The organism is Xanthobacter nonsaccharivorans, from assembly GCF_043194755.2.
GTDB classification, from domain to species: domain Bacteria; phylum Pseudomonadota; class Alphaproteobacteria; order Rhizobiales; family Xanthobacteraceae; genus Xanthobacter; species Xanthobacter autotrophicus_G.
Window position 1 is genome coordinate 4,589,211 of sequence record NZ_CM195526.1, and the last position, 21,140, is coordinate 4,610,350.

At 68.9% G+C, this 21,140-nt stretch carries 20 protein-coding genes; 6 read left to right on the forward strand and 14 right to left on the reverse strand.

Features of this window, described 5'->3' with window-relative positions:
• Positions 1 to 88: 88 nt before the first annotated feature.
• Positions 89 to 1,027: a sugar kinase gene (locus V5F59_RS20840; protein ID WP_393982709.1), complete on the forward strand. Its 939-nt coding sequence runs from the start codon at positions 89 to 91 to the stop codon at positions 1,025 to 1,027.
• Positions 1,028 to 1,080: 53 nt separating this feature from the next.
• On the opposite strand, the gene V5F59_RS20845 is transcribed toward V5F59_RS20840, so the two are convergent.
• Entirely contained in the window at positions 1,081 to 1,587 is a 507-nt protein-coding gene (locus V5F59_RS20845) for a PadR family transcriptional regulator (protein WP_393982710.1), read from the reverse strand.
• Between the two features lie 292 nt (positions 1,588 to 1,879).
• On the opposite strand from V5F59_RS20845, the gene V5F59_RS20850 reads away from it, so the two are divergent.
• The 3 genes from V5F59_RS20850 to V5F59_RS20860 all read left to right on the forward strand — a co-directional run bounded on the left by V5F59_RS20850 (position 1,880) and on the right by V5F59_RS20860 (position 3,737).
• Complete coding sequence (locus tag V5F59_RS20850) at positions 1,880 to 2,902, forward strand: tyrosine recombinase XerC (RefSeq protein WP_393982711.1); 1,023 nt, start codon at positions 1,880 to 1,882, stop codon at positions 2,900 to 2,902.
• 95 nt (positions 2,903 to 2,997) lie between these two features.
• The gene (locus V5F59_RS20855; protein WP_393982712.1) at positions 2,998 to 3,435 is read left to right on the forward strand and encodes a VOC family protein; all 438 of its coding nucleotides are present in this window, start codon (positions 2,998 to 3,000) and stop codon (positions 3,433 to 3,435) included.
• A gap of 134 nt (positions 3,436 to 3,569) precedes the next feature.
• Positions 3,570 to 3,737 (forward strand): hypothetical protein, encoded by a 168-nt coding sequence (locus tag V5F59_RS20860; RefSeq protein ID WP_393982713.1) that lies wholly within the window; start codon positions 3,570 to 3,572, stop codon positions 3,735 to 3,737.
• A gap of 234 nt (positions 3,738 to 3,971) precedes the next feature.
• Here the strand turns inward: V5F59_RS20860 and lpdA are convergent, their stop codons facing one another.
• The 12 genes from lpdA to modD all read right to left on the reverse strand — a co-directional run bounded on the left by lpdA (position 3,972) and on the right by modD (position 18,738).
• A complete protein-coding gene (gene lpdA, locus V5F59_RS20865) occupies positions 3,972 to 5,375 on the reverse strand; it encodes a dihydrolipoyl dehydrogenase (protein ID WP_393982714.1) in 1,404 nt (467 codons plus the stop codon).
• A gap of 185 nt (positions 5,376 to 5,560) precedes the next feature.
• Entirely contained in the window at positions 5,561 to 6,790 is a 1,230-nt protein-coding gene (gene odhB / locus V5F59_RS20870; RefSeq protein ID WP_509211122.1) for a 2-oxoglutarate dehydrogenase complex dihydrolipoyllysine-residue succinyltransferase, read from the reverse strand.
• 26 nt (positions 6,791 to 6,816) lie between these two features.
• Entirely contained in the window at positions 6,817 to 7,158 is a 342-nt protein-coding gene (locus tag V5F59_RS20875; protein WP_509211123.1) for a YciI family protein, read from the reverse strand.
• 9 nt (positions 7,159 to 7,167) lie between these two features.
• Positions 7,168 to 10,122, reverse strand: a complete 2,955-nt coding sequence (locus V5F59_RS20880) for a 2-oxoglutarate dehydrogenase E1 component (protein ID WP_509211124.1) — start codon at positions 10,120 to 10,122, stop codon at positions 7,168 to 7,170.
• Positions 10,123 to 10,500: 378 nt separating this feature from the next.
• Positions 10,501 to 11,385 (reverse strand): succinate--CoA ligase subunit alpha, encoded by an 885-nt coding sequence (gene sucD / locus V5F59_RS20885; protein ID WP_509211125.1) that lies wholly within the window; start codon positions 11,383 to 11,385, stop codon positions 10,501 to 10,503.
• Positions 11,385 to 12,587: an ADP-forming succinate--CoA ligase subunit beta gene (gene sucC / locus V5F59_RS20890; protein WP_509211126.1), complete on the reverse strand. Its 1,203-nt coding sequence runs from the start codon at positions 12,585 to 12,587 to the stop codon at positions 11,385 to 11,387. Before sucC ends, sucD begins: the two co-directional genes overlap by 1 nt.
• Positions 12,588 to 12,836: 249 nt before the next feature.
• On the reverse strand, positions 12,837 to 13,802 hold the full coding sequence (gene mdh, locus V5F59_RS20895; RefSeq protein ID WP_509211127.1) for a malate dehydrogenase: 966 nt from the start codon (positions 13,800 to 13,802) through the stop codon (positions 12,837 to 12,839).
• A 907-nt stretch (positions 13,803 to 14,709) separates the two neighbouring features.
• A complete protein-coding gene (gene nifW / locus V5F59_RS20900; RefSeq protein WP_509211128.1) occupies positions 14,710 to 15,051 on the reverse strand; it encodes a nitrogenase stabilizing/protective protein NifW in 342 nt (113 codons plus the stop codon).
• A 34-nt stretch (positions 15,052 to 15,085) separates the two neighbouring features.
• On the reverse strand, positions 15,086 to 15,892 hold the full coding sequence (cysE, locus tag V5F59_RS20905; protein WP_509211129.1) for a serine O-acetyltransferase: 807 nt from the start codon (positions 15,890 to 15,892) through the stop codon (positions 15,086 to 15,088).
• Positions 15,893 to 15,895: 3 nt separating this feature from the next.
• A complete protein-coding gene (gene nifV / locus V5F59_RS20910; protein WP_509211130.1) occupies positions 15,896 to 17,143 on the reverse strand; it encodes a homocitrate synthase in 1,248 nt (415 codons plus the stop codon).
• Between the two features lie 77 nt (positions 17,144 to 17,220).
• Positions 17,221 to 17,562, reverse strand: coding sequence for an iron-sulfur cluster biosynthesis family protein (locus V5F59_RS20915; RefSeq protein ID WP_509211131.1), 342 nt, complete (start codon positions 17,560 to 17,562; stop codon positions 17,221 to 17,223).
• Positions 17,563 to 17,895: 333 nt separating this feature from the next.
• The gene (gene modD, locus V5F59_RS20920; RefSeq protein ID WP_509211132.1) at positions 17,896 to 18,738 is read right to left on the reverse strand and encodes a ModD protein; all 843 of its coding nucleotides are present in this window, start codon (positions 18,736 to 18,738) and stop codon (positions 17,896 to 17,898) included.
• A 361-nt stretch (positions 18,739 to 19,099) separates the two neighbouring features.
• Between modD and V5F59_RS20925 the strand changes: the two genes are divergently transcribed.
• Both V5F59_RS20925 and ahpD read left to right on the forward strand, forming a co-directional pair.
• The gene (locus V5F59_RS20925) at positions 19,100 to 19,654 is read left to right on the forward strand and encodes a redoxin domain-containing protein (RefSeq protein WP_509211133.1); all 555 of its coding nucleotides are present in this window, start codon (positions 19,100 to 19,102) and stop codon (positions 19,652 to 19,654) included.
• Positions 19,655 to 19,668: 14 nt separating this feature from the next.
• Complete coding sequence (gene ahpD, locus V5F59_RS20930; protein ID WP_509211134.1) at positions 19,669 to 20,214, forward strand: alkylhydroperoxidase, AhpD family; 546 nt, start codon at positions 19,669 to 19,671, stop codon at positions 20,212 to 20,214.
• Between the two features lie 70 nt (positions 20,215 to 20,284).
• Here the strand turns inward: ahpD and V5F59_RS20935 are convergent, their stop codons facing one another.
• The gene (locus tag V5F59_RS20935; RefSeq protein WP_509211135.1) at positions 20,285 to 21,076 is read right to left on the reverse strand and encodes an ankyrin repeat domain-containing protein; all 792 of its coding nucleotides are present in this window, start codon (positions 21,074 to 21,076) and stop codon (positions 20,285 to 20,287) included.
• Positions 21,077 to 21,140 lie beyond the last annotated feature (64 nt).

Genomic DNA, 21,140 nt, shown 5'->3' on the forward strand with positions numbered 1-21,140 from the left:
CCCATCGGCGCGCCCCGGCGGGATATGCTAGAGCACGCGTAGAAGCTGGGCGCGGCGGACAGCGCGGCGCAAGATGGCGGAGGGGCCAGTGCCGAAGGTGGTTTGCGTGGGCGAGGTGATGGTGGAGCTTGCCCGCGGCTCCGATGGGCGCTTCGGCCTCTCTTTCGGCGGCGACACGTTCAACACGGCGGTCTACCTCGCCCGCGCCGGCGTCGATGTGGCCTACGCCACGGCGCTGGGAGACGATGCCTTTTCCGGCGACATCCTCGCCCTCGGCACGGCGGAAGGCGTGGACATGGGCCTCGTGCGGCGCGCCAGGGGGCGCGTGCCGGGCCTCTACCTCATCACCACCGACGATACCGGCGAGCGCAGCTTCCATTACTGGCGCGACACTTCCCCTGCCCGCAGCCTGTTCGAGGCCGAGGGCTGGGAGGAGGTGGCGGCGGCGCTGGTGGAGGCGCGGGCGGTCTATTTCTCGGGCATCACCCTGTCGCTCTATTCCAACCAGGGCCTCGGCCGCTTCCTGGCGGCGCTGGAGCTGGCCGGCGCGGGCGCGCCGGGCCAGCCCGGCGCCTGGCGTGTCTTCGACGGCAACTTCCGGCCGCGCGGCTGGGGCGGCGACCTCAACCGCGCGCGCACCGTGTTCGCGGAGGCGCTGAAGCGCTCCTCCATGGCCCTGCCCACCTTCGAGGATGAGGTGGCCCTGTGGGGCGACGCCTCGCCCGCCGCCACCATCGCGCGCATCACCACCTACGGGGTGAGCGAGGTGGTGGTGAAGAACGGGGCGGCCGGCGCCCTCGTCCATGCGGAGGGGCGCACCGTGGAGGTGCCGGTGGAACGCACCGTGGCGCCCGTGGACACCACCGGCGCCGGCGACAGCTTCAATGCCGGCTACCTCGCCGCGCGCCTGTCGGGCGCCTCGCCCGAGGACGCGGCGCTGGCCGGCCACCGCCTCGCGGCCGAGGTGATCCTGCACCGCGGCGCCATCATTCCCCGCGCCGCCCAGGAGGGTGTGCGGACCCATTGATCCCGGGGCCGGCGACCGGGCGCGCGGCCCGATCGCATCCGGCGGCGCAAGTCTCACGCCTCGCGGATATCATTGGCCGCGCGGGCGAGGATCTCCACGATGCGCGTCTCCGCGCTGCGGCCGGCCTCCAGCTTCTGCTGGGCCACGTCGCGCAGATTCTCGAGCGCGGCTTCCACCAGGCGCGGCAGCTCCGCCCCGTGGCTCGGGCCGTTCTCGCTCCAGCCCATCCACTTGCGCACCCTGCCCATCTTGAGCCCGACCTCCGACAGCCGGCCGATGATGGCGTCGGCGAAATCGCGGTTCTGCTCCAGATAGGCCCGGCCCTCCTCGGTGATGGCGTAGCGCTTCTTCGCGCCGTCCATCTCCGCGGTCACATAGCCGGCCTCCTCCAGGAAGGTGAGGGTGGGATAGACCACGCCCGGGCTCGGCGAATACCAGCCGCCCGTCTTCTCTTCCATGATCTTGATGATCTCGTAGCCGTGCCGCGGCTGCTCGGCGATGAGCGAGAGGGCGAGCAGCTTCAGGTCTCCCTGCGCCAGCTTGCGGCCGATGCGGAACATGTCGCCACCCCCGCGCCCGCCCCGGCCACCGCCGGGCCCGCCAGCCCCCCAATCCCCACGCCCGCCGGGCCCGCCGGCATGGCGCATCTCGTCAGGGCCATGGCGCCAGTCGCGCCGATCGTGCCTGCATCCAAACATGTTTGCCTCCTAAGTTATGTCGTAAGATATAGCGACGATGGTTATATCGTTAGATATATCTCAATTGCAAGGCCTCCCGAGCGGGTTCGATTCAGCCTTTCTGAAGGGCTTGCGGGGCTTCATGGGACGAACCTTTCCGGATGACCGACCTGCCATGGCCATGACCGATGCAGAGAAGGCCGCCCGCGCCGCCCATGGGCTGCTGGCGGCGGCGGCGCCCGACGTGGGCGCGGCGGCGCAGGCCTGGCTGGCGCGCCTTGCCCACGAGCGGCGGCTTTCCCAGAAGACGCTGGAGGCCTATGCCCGCGACCTTGCCGTGGTGCTGCTGCGCCTGAAGGACCATCTCGGCCGTGTTCCCGGCCTCGCCGACCTGTCCGCCCTCGCCCCGGCGGACGTGCGCGCCGTGCTCGCCGCCCGCCGCGCCGACGGCGTGGCGCCGCGCACCCTGGTGCGGCTGCTCGCCGCCGCCCGGTCCTTCGCCCGCCACCTGGAGCGGGAAGGCCAGGGCAAGGTGGGCGCGCTCGCGGCCGTGCGCGCGCCCAAGGTGCCGAAGGGGCTGCCCAAGCCGGTCTCCGTCGCCGCCGCCCGGGCGCTGGCCGATCCAGCCACCCGCGCCGGCGAGGACCGCGAGCCCTGGGTGCTCGCCCGTGACGCGGCGGTGATCGCCCTGCTCTACGGGGCGGGGCTGCGCATCTCCGAGGCCCTAGGCCTCACCCCCCGAGCGGTGCCGGAGGGGACGGACCAGATCACGGTGACCGGCAAGGGCAGCAAGACCCGCATGGTGCCGCTCATCGCCCCCGTGTCGGCCGCCCTAAGCGAATACCGCGCCCTCTGCCCCATGGCCCTGGCGCCGGATGCGCCGCTCTTCCGCGGCGCCAAGGGCGGGCCGCTCTCCCCCCGCATCGTGCAGCTCACCGTCGCCCGCATGCGGGGCGCCCTCGGCCTGTCCGAGACGGCGACGCCGCACGCGCTGCGCCACTCCTTCGCCACCCACCTGCTGGCCCGCGGCGGGGAGATCCGCGCCATCCAGGAGCTGCTCGGCCACGCCTCCCTCTCCACCACCCAGGTCTATACCGAGGTGGATACGGCCGCCCTGATGGCCGCCTACCGGGCCGCCCATCCCCGCGCCCGCGTGGCTCCGCCGGCGCCTGCCCAACCGACGGGCCGACGCGCCTGATTTTTCCTCAGGGGAATATCTGGAAGCGTGAAGGGAAACTGCTTTAATGGCTGCGGCGTCCGTTCGCGCCATCGCAGCCCCGAGAAAGGCCGTTCATGACCCCTGTCCGCCCCGTCATCGAGCACCTGTCGCTCACCACCGTGGACCTGTCCCGCGCCATCGCCTTCTATGACGCGGTGCTCGCGCCCCTCGGCCTGGTGCGGGTTGCAGACTATGCCGAGGCGGAGGGCGCCTCGGCCTGCTGGGGGCCGCCCGGCACCACGCCCGCACCGGAAGGCCTGCCCGGCGCCGCGCCCTTCTGGGTGCAGCTGCGGGACGGCCCGGTCGATCCGCCGGCGGGCACGCACATCTGCTTCTGCGCCCCGGACGTGGAGGCGGTGCATGCCTTCCACGCCGCCGGCCTTGCCGCCGGCGGCACTGATTATGGCGCGCCGGGCCCGCGGCCCCATTACGGGGCAGGCTATTATGCCGCCTTCCTGAGGGACCCGGACGGCTGGCGCATCGAGACCGTGACCGACCTCACCGGACGCTGAGCCGCCGCCCGCCTCACGGCCGCGCTCAAGGGTGCGCGCGATCGTGATCGGCCTGGGGAAAAAGAAGGGGTTCGCGGCCGGTGCAACCCGTGGCTTAATTGGCTCGGTGTCCCGCGTGCGGATGGGAGAGGACCATGAAGCGCTTCGCCTTCACCCTGTGCGCCCTCGCTCTTCTCACCGGCACCGCGCCCGCTTTCGCGGGCGGCACCGGATGCGCCCGGCAGACCAATGCCTCTGCCGACACGCCGACGTCCGGCGCCACCACCACTGCGAGCGCGCCCACCCCCCGCACGGGCGGCTGACGCGCTCTTCTCATCTTCAAGGGACCTCCATCCCCCTCCGGTCGTCGTGGCCGGAGGGTCTTTTTTTGTGACGCGGCCTTGTTCGTGGCACCGGCACAAAAGAAATGGCCGGCGGGATGCCCCACCGGCCATTCATGGATCTCCCGAGGCGCCGCGCGGGCACCGAGCGTGCTTCGCTCAGACGCCGCGCGGGCTTGGCCACAGGCCTATGCGCAAGCCCATGGGCCTGTGGCCTCACATGTGGATGGCGCGCTTCTCCACGGCCATGGCCGCTTCCTTCACCGCTTCCGAGCGGGTGGGATGGGCGTGGCAGGTGCGGGCGAGGTCCTCGGACGAGCCGCCGAACTCCATCAGCACCGCGCATTCGTGGATCATCTCGCCGGCCTCGGGGCCGATGATGTGCGCGCCCAGCACCTTGTCGGTGGCGGCGTCGGCGATGATCTTCACGAAGCCGTCCGTGGTGTTGTTCACCTTGGTGCGGCCGTTGGCGGTGAAGGGGAACTTGCCCACCTTGTAGGCGATGCCCGCCGCCTTCAGGTCGTCCTCGGTCTTGCCCACCGAGGCGACCTCGGGGAAGGTGTAGACCACGCCGGGGATGACGTCGTAGTTCACGTGGCCCGCCTTGCCGGCGAGCAGCTCGGCCAGGGCCACGCCCTCGTCCTCGGCCTTGTGGGCGAGCATGGGGCCGACGATCACATCGCCGATGGCGTAGATGCCCGGCACGTTGGTGGCGAAGTGGTGATCGGTGACCACGCGGCCGCGCGCATCCTTGGCGACGCCCGCCTCCTCCAGCCCGAGGCCGGCGGTGTAGGGGATGCGGCCGATGGCGACCAGCACCACGTCGGCTTCCAGCACCTCGGCGGCACCGCCCGCGGCGGGCTCCACCGAGACCTTCAGGGTCTTGCCCGAGGTGTCGACGCCGGTGACCTTGGTGCCGAGCTTGAAGGCGAAGCCCTGCTTGTCGAGGATGCGCTGGAAGCTCTTGGCCACGTCGCTGTCCATGCCCGGCAGGATGCGGTCGAGGAATTCCACCACGGTGACCTGCGCGCCGAGGCGCCGCCACACGGAGCCGAGCTCCAGGCCGATGACGCCCGCGCCGACCACCACCAGCTTGCCGGGCACCTTGGGCAGCTTCAGCGCGCCGGTGGAGGAGACGATGCGCTGCTCGTCGATGGCCACGCCCGGCAGCGGCGCCACGTCCGAGCCGGTGGCGATGACGATGTTCTTGGTGTCCAGCACCTCGACCTTGCCGTCGGCATTCAGGGTGACTTCCACCTTGCCGGCGCCGAGGATCTTGCCGGCGCCCATGTAGACGTCGACCTTGTTCTTCTTCAGCAGGAACTCGACGCCCTTCACGTTGCCGTCCACGCCGCGGTCCTTGAAGGCGAGCATGGCGGGAAGGTCGAGCTTGGGGGCGGGGACGCCGATGCCCATCTCGCCGAACTTGTGGCCCGCCTCCTCGAACAGCTCGGAGGCGTACAGCAGCGCCTTGGAGGGGATGCAGCCCACGTTCAGGCAGGTGCCGCCATGGGTGCCGCGCTTCTCCACCACGGCCACCTTCAGGCCGAGCTGGGCCGCGCGGATGGCGCACACATAGCCGCCGGGGCCGGTGCCGATGATGGTGAGATCGTAGGACATCGGTTCAGTCTCCAGACCTCAAGGAAAGCCGCTGTCCGCACCCGGGACCGCATCCATCACGATACCGGCAGACCAGCTCCAGTCGAGGCGATTTGGGGCATGCATCTGCCCGGGAAAACGTGCCGGCACGCGCGGCGCCGGAAGCAGGCGAAGGGAGCCCGTCCGCCGACGGACTCCCCGGATCCTCACAGATCCAGCACGAGGCGCGCGGGATCCTCCAGGGTCTCCTTCACGCGCACCAGGAAGGTCACGGCCTCGCGGCCGTCGACGATGCGGTGGTCGTAGGAGAGGGCGAGATACATCATGGGGCGGATCACCACCTGGCCCTTGATGGCCACCGGGCGCTCCTCGATGCGGTGCATGCCGAGGATGCCCGACTGCGGCGCGTTGAGGATGGGGGTGGACATCAGCGAGCCGTAGATGCCGCCGTTGGTGATGGTGAAGGTGCCGCCCTGCATCTCCTCGATGCCGAGCTTGCCGTCGCGCGCCTTCTTGCCGAAGCCGGCGATGGCCTTCTCGATCTCGGCCACCGACATCAGGTCGGCGTCGCGCACCACCGGGACCACGAGGCCCTTCTCGGTGCCCACCGCGATGCCGATGTTGTAGTAGTTCTTGTAGACGAGGTCCTGCCCGTCGATCTCGGCGTTCACCGCCGGAAGATCCTTCAGTGCCGCGATCACCGCCTTGGTGAAGAAGCCCATGAAGCCGAGCTTGGTGCCGTGCTTCTTCTCGAACGCATCCTTGAACTGGGCGCGCAGGGCCATCACCGCGGTCATGTCCACGTCGTTGAACGTGGTGAGCATGGCGGCGGTGTTCTGCGCATCCTTCAGGCGCCGCGCGATGGTCTGGCGCAGCTTGGTCATCTTCACCCGCTCCTCGCGGACCGCGTCCACCGGGGCGGACGGGGCGCGAACCGCGACCGGCGCCGGGGTGGCAGTCGCGGCAGAGGCGCCGGCGGCGATGGCCGCGAGCATGTCGCCCTTGGTGACGCGGCCATCCTTGCCGGAGCCGGCAACGCCCGCCGGGCTCACGCCGGTCTCGGCGGCAATGCGGCCGACGGCCGGGCCGTTGGCGCCGGTGGCCACGGCAGCGGCAGGCGCCGCGGCCGGCGCGGGCGCCGGGGTGGCAGCGGCCGGGGCCGGAGCAGCGGCGGCCGGGGCGGCGGCGGCAGCCCCCGCGCCGGCGGCGATGGCGCCGAGCAGGGCGCCGACGCCCACGGTGTCACCGTCCTTGGCGATAATCTCGGAGAGCACGCCGGAGGCCGGCGCGGGCACCTCGACGGTCACCTTGTCGGTCTCGAGCTCCACCAGGGGCTCATCGGCCTTCACGGCATCGCCGGGCTTCTTGAACCACTTGCCGATGGTCGCCTCGGTAACGGATTCGCCCAGGGTGGGCACGCGGATCTCGGTGGTCATTGCGTTCGCCCCCTGAGGGGCCTCCCTCAACTATCGGCAGGTGAGTTGGTGTCGGAGACCGGGCCAGCCGCCCGGCTCCGGATGAGCGAGAGGAGGGGCATCACCTGATAGGTAAAGCCCAGCTCCGCCCGCATGACGGGGTCTTCACAGGTGAGGCCGTTCGCCTCGTCCTCGTCGGGCACGTCCACCAGCGCCATGCCCCAGATGCCGGACGGATCGGCCACCGGCCCCACCGCCAGCGCGATCCCCCGGTCGGCCTTGGCCTGCCAGAAGGCGCTGTGGGCGGCCATGGCCTCCATCTCGGCCGCCGTCGCGTCCGCGGGAAAGCCCGGGCGCGGCGGCGAGAGGCGCAGGAGGAAGTGAGCCACGGTTCCTCCTCAGCCCAGGGCTTCGTCGAGGAAGGCCTTGAGCTGGGCCATGTGCTTGGACATGAGGCCCGTGGCGGTGGCGGCGGAGGCGGGACGGCCGGCATAGCGCGGACGCTTGGCCGCGCCGCCCACCTGCTCCAGCACCCACTCGAGGTAGGGCTGCACGTGGGCCCAGGCACCCTGGTTCTTCGGCTCCTCCTGGCACCAGACCACTTCCGCGTTCTTGAAGCGCGAGAGCTCCTGCACCAGGGTCTTGAGCGGGAACGGGTAGAGCTGCTCCACGCGCATCAGGTAGACGTCGGAAACGCCCCGCTTCTCGCGCTCCTCCAGCAGGTCGTAATAGACCTTGCCGGTGCAGAGCACGACGCGGCGGATCTTGTCGTCCGAGGCGAGCTTCACCGCATTCTGGTCCGGATGCGACTGGGCATCGTCCCACAGCACGCGGTGGAACGAGGTGCCCGCCACCATGTCCGACAGGGACGACACCGCCCGCTTGTGACGCAGCAGCGACTTCGGCGTCATCAGGATCAGCGGCTTGCGGAACTCCCGCTTCATCTGCCGGCGCAGGATGTGGAAGTAGTTGGCCGGCGTCGAGCAGTTCGCCACCTGCATGTTGTCCTCGGCGCACATCTGCAGGTAGCGCTCCAGGCGGGCGGAGGAATGCTCCGGCCCCTGGCCCTCATAGCCGTGCGGCAGCAGGCAGACGAGGCCGGACATGCGCAGCCACTTGCGCTCGCCGGAGGAGATGAACTGGTCGAACACCACCTGCGCGCCGTTGGCGAAGTCGCCGAACTGCGCCTCCCAGAGCACCAGGGTATTGGGCTCGGAGAGGGTGTAGCCATACTCGAAGCCGAGCACCGCCTCCTCCGAGAGCATCGAATTGATGACCTCGTACTTGGCCTGGGCCTCGGAGAGATGATTGAACGGCTTGTAGCGCGCCTCGCTCTCCTGGTCCGTCAGCACCGAGTGGCGCTGGGAGAAGGTGCCGCGCTCCACGTCCTGGCCGGAAAGGCGCACGGGGTGGCCTTCCTGCAGGAGCGAGCAGAAGGCGAGCGCCTCGCCGGTCGCCCAGTCGATGCCCGCGCCGTCCTCGATGGACTTCTTGCGGTTGTCGAGGAAGCGCTGGATGGTCCGGTGGAGGTGGAAGCCCTCCGGCACCTTGGTGATCTTCTCGCCGATGGCCTTCAGGGTGTCGACGGCGACGCCGGTGTTGCCGCGGCGCGGATCGTCATCCTCCTGGGCGGCCTTGAAGCCCGCCCAGCGGCCGTCCAGCCAGTCCGCCTTGTTGGGCTTGTAGGCCTGGCCGGCCTCGTGCTCGGCCTCCAGCCGGTCACGCCACGCGTTGCGCATGGTCTCCACCTCGCCGGCGGTGACCACGCCCTCCGCCTCGAGCTTCTTGGTGTACAGCTCCAGCACGCTCGCGTGCTGGCGGATCACCTTGTACATCTTCGGCTGGGTGAAGGACGGCTCGTCGCCCTCGTTGTGGCCGAAGCGGCGGTAGCAGAACATGTCCACCACCACCGGCTTGTGGAAGCGCTGGCGGAACTCGGTCGCCACCTTGGCGCAGAACACCACGGATTCCGGGTCGTCGCCGTTGCAGTGGAAGATCGGCGCCTCGATCATCTTCGCCACGTCGGAGGGATAGGGCGAGGAGCGCGAGTAGCGCGGATTGGTGGTGAAGCCGATCTGGTTGTTGATGATGAAGTGGATCGACCCGCCGGTGCGGTGACCCTTCAGGCCGGAGAGGCCGAGGCACTCGGCCACCACGCCCTGGCCGGCGAAGGCGGCGTCGCCGTGCAGCAGCAGGGGCAGCACCTTGGTGCGCTCGCTGTCGCCCAGCTGGTCCTGCTTGGCGCGGGCCTTGCCCAGCACCACGGGATCCACGATCTCCAGGTGCGAGGGGTTGGCGGTCAGCGACAGGTGGACCTTGTTGTTGTCGAACTCGCGGTCGGACGAGGCGCCGAGGTGGTACTTCACGTCGCCCGAGCCTTCCACGTCGTCGGGGGCCCAGGAGCCGCCCTTGAACTCGTGGAACAAGGCACGGTGCGGCTTGCCCATCACCTGGGTCAGCACGTTCAGGCGGCCGCGGTGGGCCATGCCGAACACGATGTCCTTCACGCCCAGGTTGCCGCCGCGCTTGATGATCTGCTCCAGCGCCGGGATCAGGCTCTCGCCGCCGTCGAGGCCGAAGCGCTTGGTGCCGGTGAACTTCACGTCGAGGAACTTCTCGAAGCCCTCGGCCTCCACCAGCTTGTTGAGGATGGCGCGCTTGCCCTCGCGGGTGAAGGTGACTTCCTTGTCCGGCCCCTCGATGCGCTCCTGGATCCAGGCCTTCTCCTCGGGCGAGGAGATGTGCATGAACTCGACGCCGATGGAGGCGCAGTAGGTGCGGCGCAGAATCGACACCATCTCGCGGACGGTGGCGAACTCCATGCCCAGCACGTGGTCGATGAAGATCTTGCGGTCGAGGTCGGCCTCGTAGAAGCCGTAGGAGGCCGGGTCGAGCTCGGGCGCCTCGCGGGGCGGGGTGAGGTTCAGCGGGTCGAGGTTGGCGTGCAGGTGGCCGCGCATGCGATAGGCGCGGATCATCATCAGCGCCTTGACGGAATCACGGCTCGCCTGCTGCACCTCGGCCGCGGAGAACTCGACGCCCGCCTTCTGCGCCTTGGCCTTCACCTTGTCGGAAATGGCCTTCTCGACCTCGATCCACTGCCCGTCCATGGCCGAGACCAGCTCGCCGTTGGCGTGCTGGGGCCAGTGGGGCTTCTTCCAGGACGCGCCGCGGGCGTTCTGGATCACCTGGTTGGGGTCGTCCTTCAGTGCCGCAAAGAAGCTCTGCCACTCGGGGCTCACCGAATTCGGGTCGGCTTCGTAGCGGGCGTAGAGATCCTCGATCCAGGCGGCGTTCGCGCCATAGAGGAAGGAGGTGGAGAGAAAAACGTCGTTCTGTTCCGCGCGCGACATGGGCATCTTCCCGGGTGGTCGGTGGCGCCTCGCCTTCCTTCAGCGCATTTCGCGCGGAAAACCAAGCCCCAAAGACCTTCGTCTGCCACAAATCCGGCGTCCGGCCAGGGGCCGGGCACCCTTTCACCCCTGCGAGGCTCGTGGCGGCCTTCGGCAACGGTGCTCGACAACCTACAGATGGGATACGCCGCCCCTGGCCGTAAGGCCATGGCGGCGCTTTCCCGGAACCGCGCTCGCCAGTCGCCGAATTTCATGGCGAAATTGCGCGGCATCTCCCGCTTCGTCAGCCCATTGCGCCAGCGCTGGATCCCGGCGCAGGCGCACGGACCGGAAGTCGATGCCCCTCCCCCTGCGCGAGCGGGAGGGGCTTTTGCATCCTCAACCCTTGAGGACCTCGACGAGGGTCTTGCCGAGGCGGGCCGGAGAGGGAGACACGCGGATGCCCGCCGCCTCCATGGCCGCGATCTTGTCCTCCGCGCCGCCCTTGCCGCCGGAGATGATCGCGCCCGCATGGCCCATGCGGCGGCCGGGAGGCGCCGTGCGGCCGGCGATGAAGCCCACCATCGGCTTCTTGCGCCCCTTCTTCGCCTCGTCGGCGATGAACTGCGCCGCCTCTTCCTCCGCCGAGCCGCCGATCTCGCCGATCATGATGATCGACGTGGTCTTCGGATCGGCCAGGAACATCTCCAGCACGTCGATGAACTCGGTCCCCTTCACCGGGTCGCCGCCGATGCCTACCGCCGACGTCTGCCCCAGGCCCTCCTGCGAGGTCTGGAACACCGCCTCGTAGGTCAGCGTGCCCGAGCGCGACACCACGCCCACCGAGCCCTTCTTGAAGATGTTCGCCGGCATGATGCCGATCTTCGACTCGCCCGCCGTCACGATGCCCGGGCAGTTCGGCCCGATCAGCCGTGACTTGGAGCCGGAGAGCGCCCGCTTCACCTTCACCATGTCCAGCACCGGAATGCCTTCGGTGATGCAGACGATGAGCGGGATCTCGGCGTCGATGGCCTCCAGGATGGCGTCGGCCGCCCCCGGAGGCGGCACGTAGATCACCGAGGCGTCGGCCCCGGTCTTCTCCTTCGCCTCGATCACGGTGTCGAACACCGGCAGGCCGAGGTGGGTGGAGCCGCCCTTGCCCGGCGAGGTGCCGCCGACCATCTTGGTCCCGTAGATGATGGCCTGCTCGGCGTGGAACGTGCCGTTCTTGCCGGTGAAGCCCTGGGTGATGACCTTGGTGTTGGCGTCGATCAGCACGGACATCACGCAGCTTCCTTCTTCACAGCGGCCACGATCTTCTGCGCCGCATCATCCAGATCATCGGCCGGGATCACGTTCAGACCCGACTCCCGGATGATCTTCTTGCCTTCTTCCACGTTGGTGCCCTCGAGGCGCACCACCAGCGGCACCTGCAGGCCCACCGCCTTCACCGCCGCCAGCACGCCGCGCGCGATCACGTCGCACTTCATGATGCCGCCGAAGATGTTGACCAGGATGCCCTTCACATTGGGATCCGCGGTGATGATCTTGAAGGCCGCCGTCACCTTCTCCTCGGTGGCGCCGCCGCCCACGTCGAGGAAGTTGGCCGGGCTTTCGCCGTACAGCTTGATGATGTCGAGCGTGGCCATGGCGAGGCCCGCGCCGTTCACCATGCAGCCGATGGTGCCTTCGAGCGCGATATAGGCGAGGTCGTACTTGGACGCCTCGATCTCCTTCTCGTCCTCTTCCGTCAGGTCACGCAGCTCGGCGAGCTCGGGATGACGGAACAGGGCGTTGGAGTCGAAGGTCACCTTGGCGTCGAGCACGCGCAGCTGGCCGTCCTTGGTGACGATCAGCGGGTTGATCTCGAGCATGGCCATGTCGGTGTCGACGAAGGCGGTATAGAGCACCTCGGCGAGCTTGCCGGCCTGCTTGGCGAGGTCGCCGGAGAGGCCGAGGGCCTGGGCGATCTTGCGGCCGTGGAAGCCCTGCACGCCGGTAACCGGATCCACCGAGAAGGTGACGATCTTCTCAGGGGTGGAATGGGCCACTTCCTCGATGTCCATGCCGCCCTCGGTGGACACCACGAAGGCCACGTGGGAGGTGGCGCGGTCCACGAGCAGGGAGATGTAGAACTCCTTCTCAATGTCGGAGCCGTCCTCCAGGTACAGGCGGTTCACCTGCTTGCCGGCCGGGCCGGTCTGGATGGTCACGAGGGTGTTGCCGAGCATCTGGGAGACGAAGGTCTTCACCTCGTCGATGGACTTGGCGAGGCGCACGCCGCCCTTGTCGCCGGCCTCGGGCTCCTTGAACTTGCCCTTGCCGCGGCCGCCGGCGTGGATCTGGGACTTTACCACCCAGAGCGGACCACCGAGCTCCTTGGCGGCGGCCTCGGCCTCTTCCACCTTCAGCACCGGCACGCCGCGCGAGACCGGCGCGCCGTACTTCTTCAGGAGCGCCTTGGCCTGGTACTCGTGAATATTCATCTCTCGTCCCTCAGGGTTGCGAAGCGCCCCTCCCCCCGCCCGACCCCGCTGCCGTCATCCGCCGCGGCATGGCTGCCGCCGCGGGATCGCCAGGCTTGGGGCCGCCTCCTCCGCGGATCGGGCCCGGGCGCCTGCGGCAGCCGCCGCGAAGCCCGATGCCCCGGGAGGGGAGCCTTCGTCTCCTTCACCTCGCCGGTCGTCGTGCCGGCACGAAAACGGCGCACCTTACGGCGCGCCGCACTGTCGAGATCACTTCCCGAGGCCGGGTGCGATCTTCAGGCAGGCCTCCACCAATCCTTCGACGGCGGCGACCGATCTTTCGAACATGGCGCGCTCAGTCCGGTCGAGCTCGACCTCCACGATACGCTCCACACCGCGCGCGCCGATGACGGCCGGCACGCCCACATAGATGTCCCTGAGGCCGTATTCCCCTTCCAGCTTCGCGGCGACGGGGAGCAGGCGCTTCTTGTCCCGAAGGTAGCTCTCGGCCATGGCGATGGCGGAGGCCGCCGGCGCGTAGAAGGCGGAGCCGGTCTTCAGCAGGTTGACGATCTCCGCCCCGCCGTCCCGGGTGCGCTGCACGATGTCGGCGATGCGCTCCTCGCTGGTCCAGCCCATGCGGATGAGATCCGGCACCGGAATGCCGCCCACGGCGGAATAGCGCACCAGCGGCACCATGGTATCGCCGTGCCCGCCCATGACGAAGGCGGTGACATCCTCCACCGACACGCCGAACTCCTCGGCGAGGAAATAACGGAAGCGGGCGGAATCAAGCACGCCCGCCATGCCCACCACCTTCTCCGCCGGCAGGCCGCTGGTGCGCTGGAGCGCCCAGACCATGGCATCGAGCGGATTGGTGATGCAGATGACGAAAGCGTCCGGCGCATACTTGCGGATGCCGGCGCCCACCTGCTCCATCACCTTGAGGTTGATGGCGAGCAGGTCGTCGCGGCTCATGCCGGGCTTGCGCGGCACGCCGGCGGTGACGATCACCACGTCGGCGCCAGCGATGGCGTCGTAGCTGGAAGCACCGGCGAAGGCAGCATCGAAGCCCGCCACCGGGCTGAGCTCGGCGAGGTCGAGGGCCTTGCCCTCGGGCACGCCTTCCGCAACATCGAAGAGCACGATATCGCCCAAGTCCTTCAGCCCGGCGAGAAGGGCGAGCGTGCCGCCGATCTGTCCGGCCCCGATGAGGGCGATCTTGTTGCGGGCCATCCCAAGTCCCCGGAAACCACACTGCGAGACCGGCACATGAGACGAGCCGCCGCAGGATACGAGCGGCGCTTGACTACTCCCATCCGACCAGGGGTTCAAGACGGCCGCACTGCACAAATAGTGGGAGACGAGGCATTTTTGCCTTCAATGGAGGCCATTTTAAGGGGTTTTTCGCTCGATTTGCACCATGCGGAAAACCATCCCGCATGACGGGCCCATCGGCCTACCGTCGGCTGCCGATCCCGCGCCCCGGACGGCCGCCCCGGGGCGGCTGGGGTCGAGCGGCGCATGCCACCTGGAGGCGAGTTTTGGTGGGAATATACCCGCGGAGATGGTAGGCACGAGACATCCTCTTCCGGTGGTCGAAGAGATCGGGGGCCCGGCGGGCGACGGCGAGCGCCCGCGAGCGCGAAGAGCGGAAGACGATCGCCTGGAACGCGCTCGGCGGACCACGACGACCGGCACCGCAAGCGTAAGCGCGCAGCGGCGGGCGGTCGTCGGAGTGATCACGAAGGACGAATAATCACGAAGGACGAAGGGGAGCGAATTGCGCCCGGCTCGCCGGAGCCGGAGGGATCGGGAGGCCAATGCGCCATCCGGATCGGCTGCCAGACGAGGATGACGGGCGCCCCAAAGGGAACACGCGGGCCGCGGAGGGCCCTGCCCTGCGGCCGGACGGCAATGACCGCCCCGGCCCTGAAAAAATCTGCCCTCTCCCCGCACACGGCCGAGCGACCAGCCGAATGAAAAATATAAAACAAGAACGAAAATGGAACAAACAATCAGCGGGGAGAGGGCAGCCGGCCGGGGGCAGAAAAGCCGTCCGGACGGGAGAGCGTGGCCCACGGTGCCCGCCGCGCCGAAACGGCGGGCCGGGCACCCGGGCGAAAAGGGGGCCGGACTCCGGTCAGCTGCCGGTGGTCAGCGAGGTCAGGGAGACGAACGCGGGCTTCGGGCCGGGAGCGGGCGGGCGGTTCGGATCGTGCTCCTTCAGCACCTTGAACACCCGCTCCGCCATGGGGTTGGACTTGATGAAGTCCGCATAGGCCTGCGCCAGCATGGTCTGAGCGGACTTGAAGATCTCCTCCTCGCTCATGCCGTCGAACTCGGCCGAGACCAAATACTGGCCCATGCGACGCAGGATGTGCAGGCGCAACACCTGCAGCACTTCCGGCTGATACTCCACCTGCAGCAGATCGAAGAATTCTTCCGCACTGTGCAGGGACTTCAGCTTTTCGATCACGGACATTTCAGTCTCCTTTTCTTGATCTCTCCGAGGGGCCTCACGCAGCCTCGTCGGCGGTCGCTCCGCGGCCGCGCGACCGCTCGCTCTGCAAATGCGCGAGGCGGGCCTCGAGGAACTCGATCCGGTCGAGCAGGGAGACGATGGCCTCGCCCACCGGATCCGGCATCAGGTGGTGCTCCAGGTCGATCCGGCCGTCACCGAGGCGTCGGCGGTCGGCCATGGGCTTCACCACGCGGCCGGGAATGCCCACCACGGTCATGCCCGGAGGCACATCCTCGATCACCACCGAATTGGCGCCGATGCGGCAGCCCGCGCCCACGGTGATGGGGCCGAGGATCTTGGCGCCGGCCCCCACCAGCACGCCGTCGCGCAGGGTGGGATGGCGCTTGCCCGAGGTCCAGGAGGTGCCGCCCAGCGTGACCCCGTGATAGAGGGTCACGTCGTCGCCCACCTCCGCCGTCTCGCCGATGACCACGCACGCGCCGTGATCGATGAAGAAGCGCCGGCCGATGGTCGCGCCGGGGTGAATGTCCACATTGGTGAGGAAGCGGCCGAGCCAGGAGATGAAGCGGGCCGGGAACTTCACGCCCCGCCGCCACAGCCGGCTGGCAAGCCGGTGCCAGATCACCGCATGCACGCCGGGATAGGTCAGCACGATCTCGAAGGTATTGCGCGCGGCCGGATCGCGCGACTTCACGCAGTCCACATCCTCACGGATGAGCTTCCACACCGAAAGGGACCGGGCGTCGAGCGCCTTCGCATCGACGGCCGTGGCCTCGCCCGCCGCCGGGGCAGCGGCGAGCGGCACTTCCGTTCCCTGCCATTTCGGGCTTCCCATGATCATGGATCAGGCTCCCATCACTGCTGCGTGGCGGCGCTTCAGCGCCTCTTCGGTGAAGCTTTCCTCGTAGAAGCGCCGGAGCACCTCCGGCGAGACCGACTGCTTGGTCCGGGTGGCGAAGTCGCGCACCCGGGCGAGGATGGCGCGGCCGCGCGTCTCGTCCACCGCGAGGCCCTCGTCCGCCAGCGCGCGGGAGATGGCAGCAAGGCCGGAATGCTTGCCCAGCACCACCCGGTGGGCGCGCCCCAGCAGCTCCGGGCTCAGCGCCTCATAGGTGCCGCGGTCCTTCAGCAGGCCGGAGACATGGATGCCGCTCTCATGGGTGAAGACGTCCTCGCCCACGATGGCCTTGGTGCGGGGCATGGGCCGGCTGGCCGCCTCCATCACCCTCTGCGCCAGAGGCCGCAGGGCGCAGGGGTCGATGCCCGTTTCCGCCCGCGCCAGCTGCCGCAAGGCGATGGCCACCTCCTCCAGCGCCGCATTGCCGGCGCGCTCGCCGAGGCCCGCCACCGTCACGCTCGCGTGACGGGCGCCGCCGGTGACCGCCGCCAGCGTGTTGGCGGTGGCAAGGCCCAGATCGTCATGGGCGTGGAACTCGATCTCCAGGTCCGTCGCGTTCGCCACCCGGCGCACCAGCGCATAGGTGGAGAAGGGATCGAGCACGCCCAGCGTGTCGGCGAGGCGCAGGCGGAAGGCCCCCACCTCCTTCGCCGTCTCCGCCACCTTGCACAGGAAGTCCGGGTCGGCGCGGGAGGCATCCTCGCAGCCGATGGCCACGGTGAAGCCGAGCTTGGTGGCGAGCGTGCCCACGTGCTTCAGGGCCGCCAGCGCCCAGTCGCGGTCGCGGTCCAGCTTGCCCTTCAGCTGCCGGTCCGAGGTGGGGATGGAGAGATTGACGTAGCTGACGCCGGCGGACACTGCGGCGAACAGGTCCGCCTCGCTCATGCGGCACCAGGCGGCGACGCGCAGCGGCAGCTTGAGAGAGACGATGGAGCGCAGCGTCTCGATCTCCTCGTCGCCCATCGCCGGGGTGCCGGCCTCGATCTCCGGCACGCCGGCCGCCGCCAGCGCCTCCGCGATCTCGATCTTCTCCTTGCGGGAAAAAGCGACACCCGGCGCCTGCTCGCCGTCGCGCAGGGTGGTGTCATTCAGGAAGACGGTGCGCCCCGGCATCGTCCCCGTGGCGGCGCCGGAGGCGTCCGCCGAGGCCCGGGTGGTACGTCCCGTGACGGCCGATGGTGACTTCGCGAGCATGGGTTCTTTCCCGTCTGCCCCAGCCGGAAAACCGGCCGGAGATGTGAATTCCCACCCGGGCCTAGGCCCGGACCCCATCAGTTCGGCAAGCCGGCGCCTCCCGGCGTCGGCAGCACCGGGTGATCCTCGAACACGAACCCGCCCCGTCCCGGCGCGCTCACGAAGTCGATGCGGATGCCCTGGGTCATCGCCCGCGAGGGTTGGTCGATGAACACCTTCAGCCCGCCCTGCTCGATCACCACGTCGCCGTCGCGCTCCGCGGTTTCGAGATGCATGGAGTAACGCACGTCCAACCCGGCCTCGGCGCCGATGCCTGCCGGAATGCCCGCATGAACGACCACCCGCAGGCCCTCGGCATCGGTGGCGCGCGAGAGGGCCGCCTTCACCGCAGCCACCGCACTGGTCGTGAGCGTGATCATCCTGTCCACCTGCGCCGGGTCAGCCCCCGCAGAGTGACTGGCAAAGCCTGTGCCATCACGCCAAGATGTTGGTTTTTATCGGAAAATTAAAAATCATGAGGCTGTCGCAAACACGACACCTGACGACCTTGTGCGGTGTTCGACAGGTTCACGACAGACAAGGCCGGCGCGCCTGGCGTAACAGCCTACGTAATACTACGTATCGCACCGTCCACGCGCCGGCTTTCTTCGCGGCGGCCCGGAACAACATGGCTGCGAGCGCCCTTCACCTCGCGCAAGGCGGGCGCGCGCACGTCACACGAGAACTGCGACCTGTCGGTGACGGCCGCCTGCTCAGGCGGGGGAGATCACCACCTTCACGTCGGCGGGCTTGGCCCAATAGGGCGCGGAAGTCACCAGCACATGGGCGCCGGCCGCCGCATAGGCCGCGGCGTTCTGCAGGTTCACGCCGCCGGCCGCCGCCACCTTGGTGGCGGGGGCGATCTCGGCCACGCGGGCGGCGACGATGCGAATGTCGTCCGGCGTCATCTTCTCGCACTGGAGGACATCGGGATAGGCAGGCAACACCTTCTCCACCTCGTCCGGCGTCTTCACCTCCACCACCACCTTCTTCTCCGGCGCCGCCCGGCGCAGCGCCCGGATGCCGGCGGCGGGATCGGTGAGAAACACCTGGTGCTCGGGAAACAGCAGGAGCGTCTCCGACAATCCCAGCCGATGGGGAAAGGCGCCGCCGGCGCGGATGGCGGCGATCATCTGCGCCTTGGCGCCGGGGAAGGTCTTCCGGGTTGTCACCACCGCCACGTCCGGAGCCACGGCGCGGGCTGCCGCGACGATGCCGGCGGTGAGGGTGGCGATGCCGGAGAGATATTCCACCAGCGTCTGCGCCACCTTCCAGGCCCGGAAGATGGGGCCGGCCTCGCCCTCGGCCATGAGGATGGTCTCGCCGGCCGGAACCCGCTCGCCCGAGGTCGCCAGCAGATTGGCGGTCGCGCCGGCGGTGCGGAACAGGGCCTCGGCCACCTCCGTCCCGCAAACCGTGGCATCCGCCCGCATGGCCATGGTGAGGCGCGCGGCGGCGCCGGTCAGGGCGAGAGCCTCGGTGGTGAGGTCGCCATAGGGCGCGTCTTCCGCCAGCAGTTCGTCCAGCGTCGCCTGCGTCCACCACCTGTAGGTCATGCTACGCCCCCTGCCCGCGCCCCGGGCCCTGTGCCGGACCCGATACAGCTCGAAGCCTTAGCCCGTGCGGATCGGCCGGTCCATCCGGGAAAATCGCCGCACGCCATCCGGGACGAAAGCGGCATTGCGCCGCACGCGCCTCACCTCGCGACGCAGCAAATTGCGATTAACTTGCGACCATGGATGGGTGGGGTTCCGCCCCGGTCACGCGTCGCAAAGGCGACAGGTGCGCGGACAGGGACAGCACCCATTCTGGAATGGCTCGCATTTCCGCGGGCGGCCGCCACTGGCGCGCCGCTTGCATCCGGTGCGGGGACCGCACGTTCCAAGCATCCCACATTCCTTTTCGGAGACCACATTCATGCTCGGCATCGGCAGCACCCTCCCGGCCTTCTCCGTCACCGGGGTGAAGCCCGGCTTCAACAGCCACGAAGAGAACGGCGTGTCCGCGTTCGAGGAGATCACGGAAGCCAGCTTCCCCGGCAAGTGGAAGATCATCTTCTTCTACCCGAAGGACTTCACCTTCGTGTGCCCCACCGAGATCGCCGAGTTCGCGCGTCTCGCCGAGGACTTCGAGGACCGCGACGCGGTCGTGCTCGGCGGCTCCACCGACAACGAGTTCGTGAAGCTCGCCTGGCGCCGTGACCACAAGGACCTGAACAAGCTCCCCATCTGGTCGTTCGCCGACACCAACGGCTCGCTCACCGACGGCCTCGGCGTGCGCTCGCCGGCGGGCGTGGCGTTCCGCTACACCTTCGTCGTGGACCCCGAGAACGTCATCCAGCACGTCTACGCCACCAACCTGAACGTGGGCCGCAACCCGAAGGACACGCTCCGCGTGCTCGACGCGCTGCAGACCGACGAGCTGTGCCCCTGCAACCGCGAGGTCGGCGGCGACGTCCTCAAGGTGGCCTGAGGCACGGGATCGACATGTCCATCGATGCCCTGAAGGACCGGATCCCGGCCTTCGCCAAGGATGTGAAGCTCAACCTCTCGGCCCTGCCCCGGGAAGACAGCCTCACCCCCCAGCAGCTCTACGGGCTGCTGGTGGCGTGCGGGATCACCACCCGCAATCCCGACGTCGCCCGCGCCCTCGAGGCCGAGGCGACGCCGCACCTGACGCCGCAGGCCCTGGACGCGGCGAAGGCCGCCGCCTCCATCATGGCCATGAACAACGTCTACTACCGCTTCACGCACCTCGCCTCGAACAAGGCCTACGAAACCCTCCCTGCCAAGCTGCGGATGACCGTGATCGGCAATCCGGGAGTGGACAAGGCGGACTTCGAGCTGTGGTCGCTGGCGGTGTCGGCCATGAACGGCTGTGGCCGCTGCATCGACTCCCACGAGAAGGTGCTGCGCGACGCCGGCATCCGTGAGGACCAGATCCAGGCCGCGGTGCGCATCGGCGCCGTCGTCGCCTCCGCCGCCGTGGCGCTGGAGGCTGCGAGCCTGGGCCTCCAGGCGGCCGCCGAGTAGTCGTTTCCGCTGGAATGAAGACCGAACGGGCCGGAAGCGATGCTTCCGGCCCGTTCCTGTTTAGGGGTTCTCAGGCGGTCACCGCCTCGCGCTTGCGGGCATGGCGCAGCAGCTTCAGGCATTCGATGGTCGAGGCAAGGTCCAGGGCGGAAAAGCCCTCGGGGGTCTCGGGCTCCGGGTCCGCGCCACGGGCGAGCAGCTTTTCCACCACCTCCGCCTTGCCGGCGGACGAGGCATACATCAGCGACGTGGCACCATTGTCGTTGCGGTTGTCGATGGCGATGCCCGCATCCACCAGCCGGTCAATGATATGGAGGTGACCGCCCACGCAGGCGAGCCACAAGGCCGTATTGCCATCCCCATTACGGGCTTCGAGGTTCGCGCCGGCGGCGATCAGCCGCTCGACCATCTCGGCGAGGCCTTCACGGCAGGCCTTCATCAGCGGCGTCATGCCGTTCTCGACCGTCGCGTTCACGCCGTCCGCCGGGAAGCCCAGGCTGGCGAGCCAATTGGCAAGCGCCTCGTCCGGCGTTGCCGCAGGCCCCCGCGCGCTGGTGAAGCTGCGCCAGGCCTCGAAGCCGCCGTCGAGGCTCATCACGTCCGCGAAGCCGAAGTCGGAGAGGGTCTGCGCGTACTCGCGGCTGGCATGCCCGTGGTAGCAATAAATCAGCACCGGCGCCGACTTGGAGGCGCCGCCGATGATCTCGGACAGGCCGGAGAAGGTGATGTTCCGCGCCCCCTCCACATGGCCGGCGCCGTAGGAATTGGCATCCCGCACGTCAAGCAGCAGGGCCGTGCCTTCGGCGACGATGGCGCCCGCCTCCTCCACGCCGATGCAGCGGAAGGGAATGCGCTGTCTCATGCCGTCCTCCAGAAACGATCCCGGGCGAAAGAACTGCCCGCGCCAATAATGAACCGATACGAAC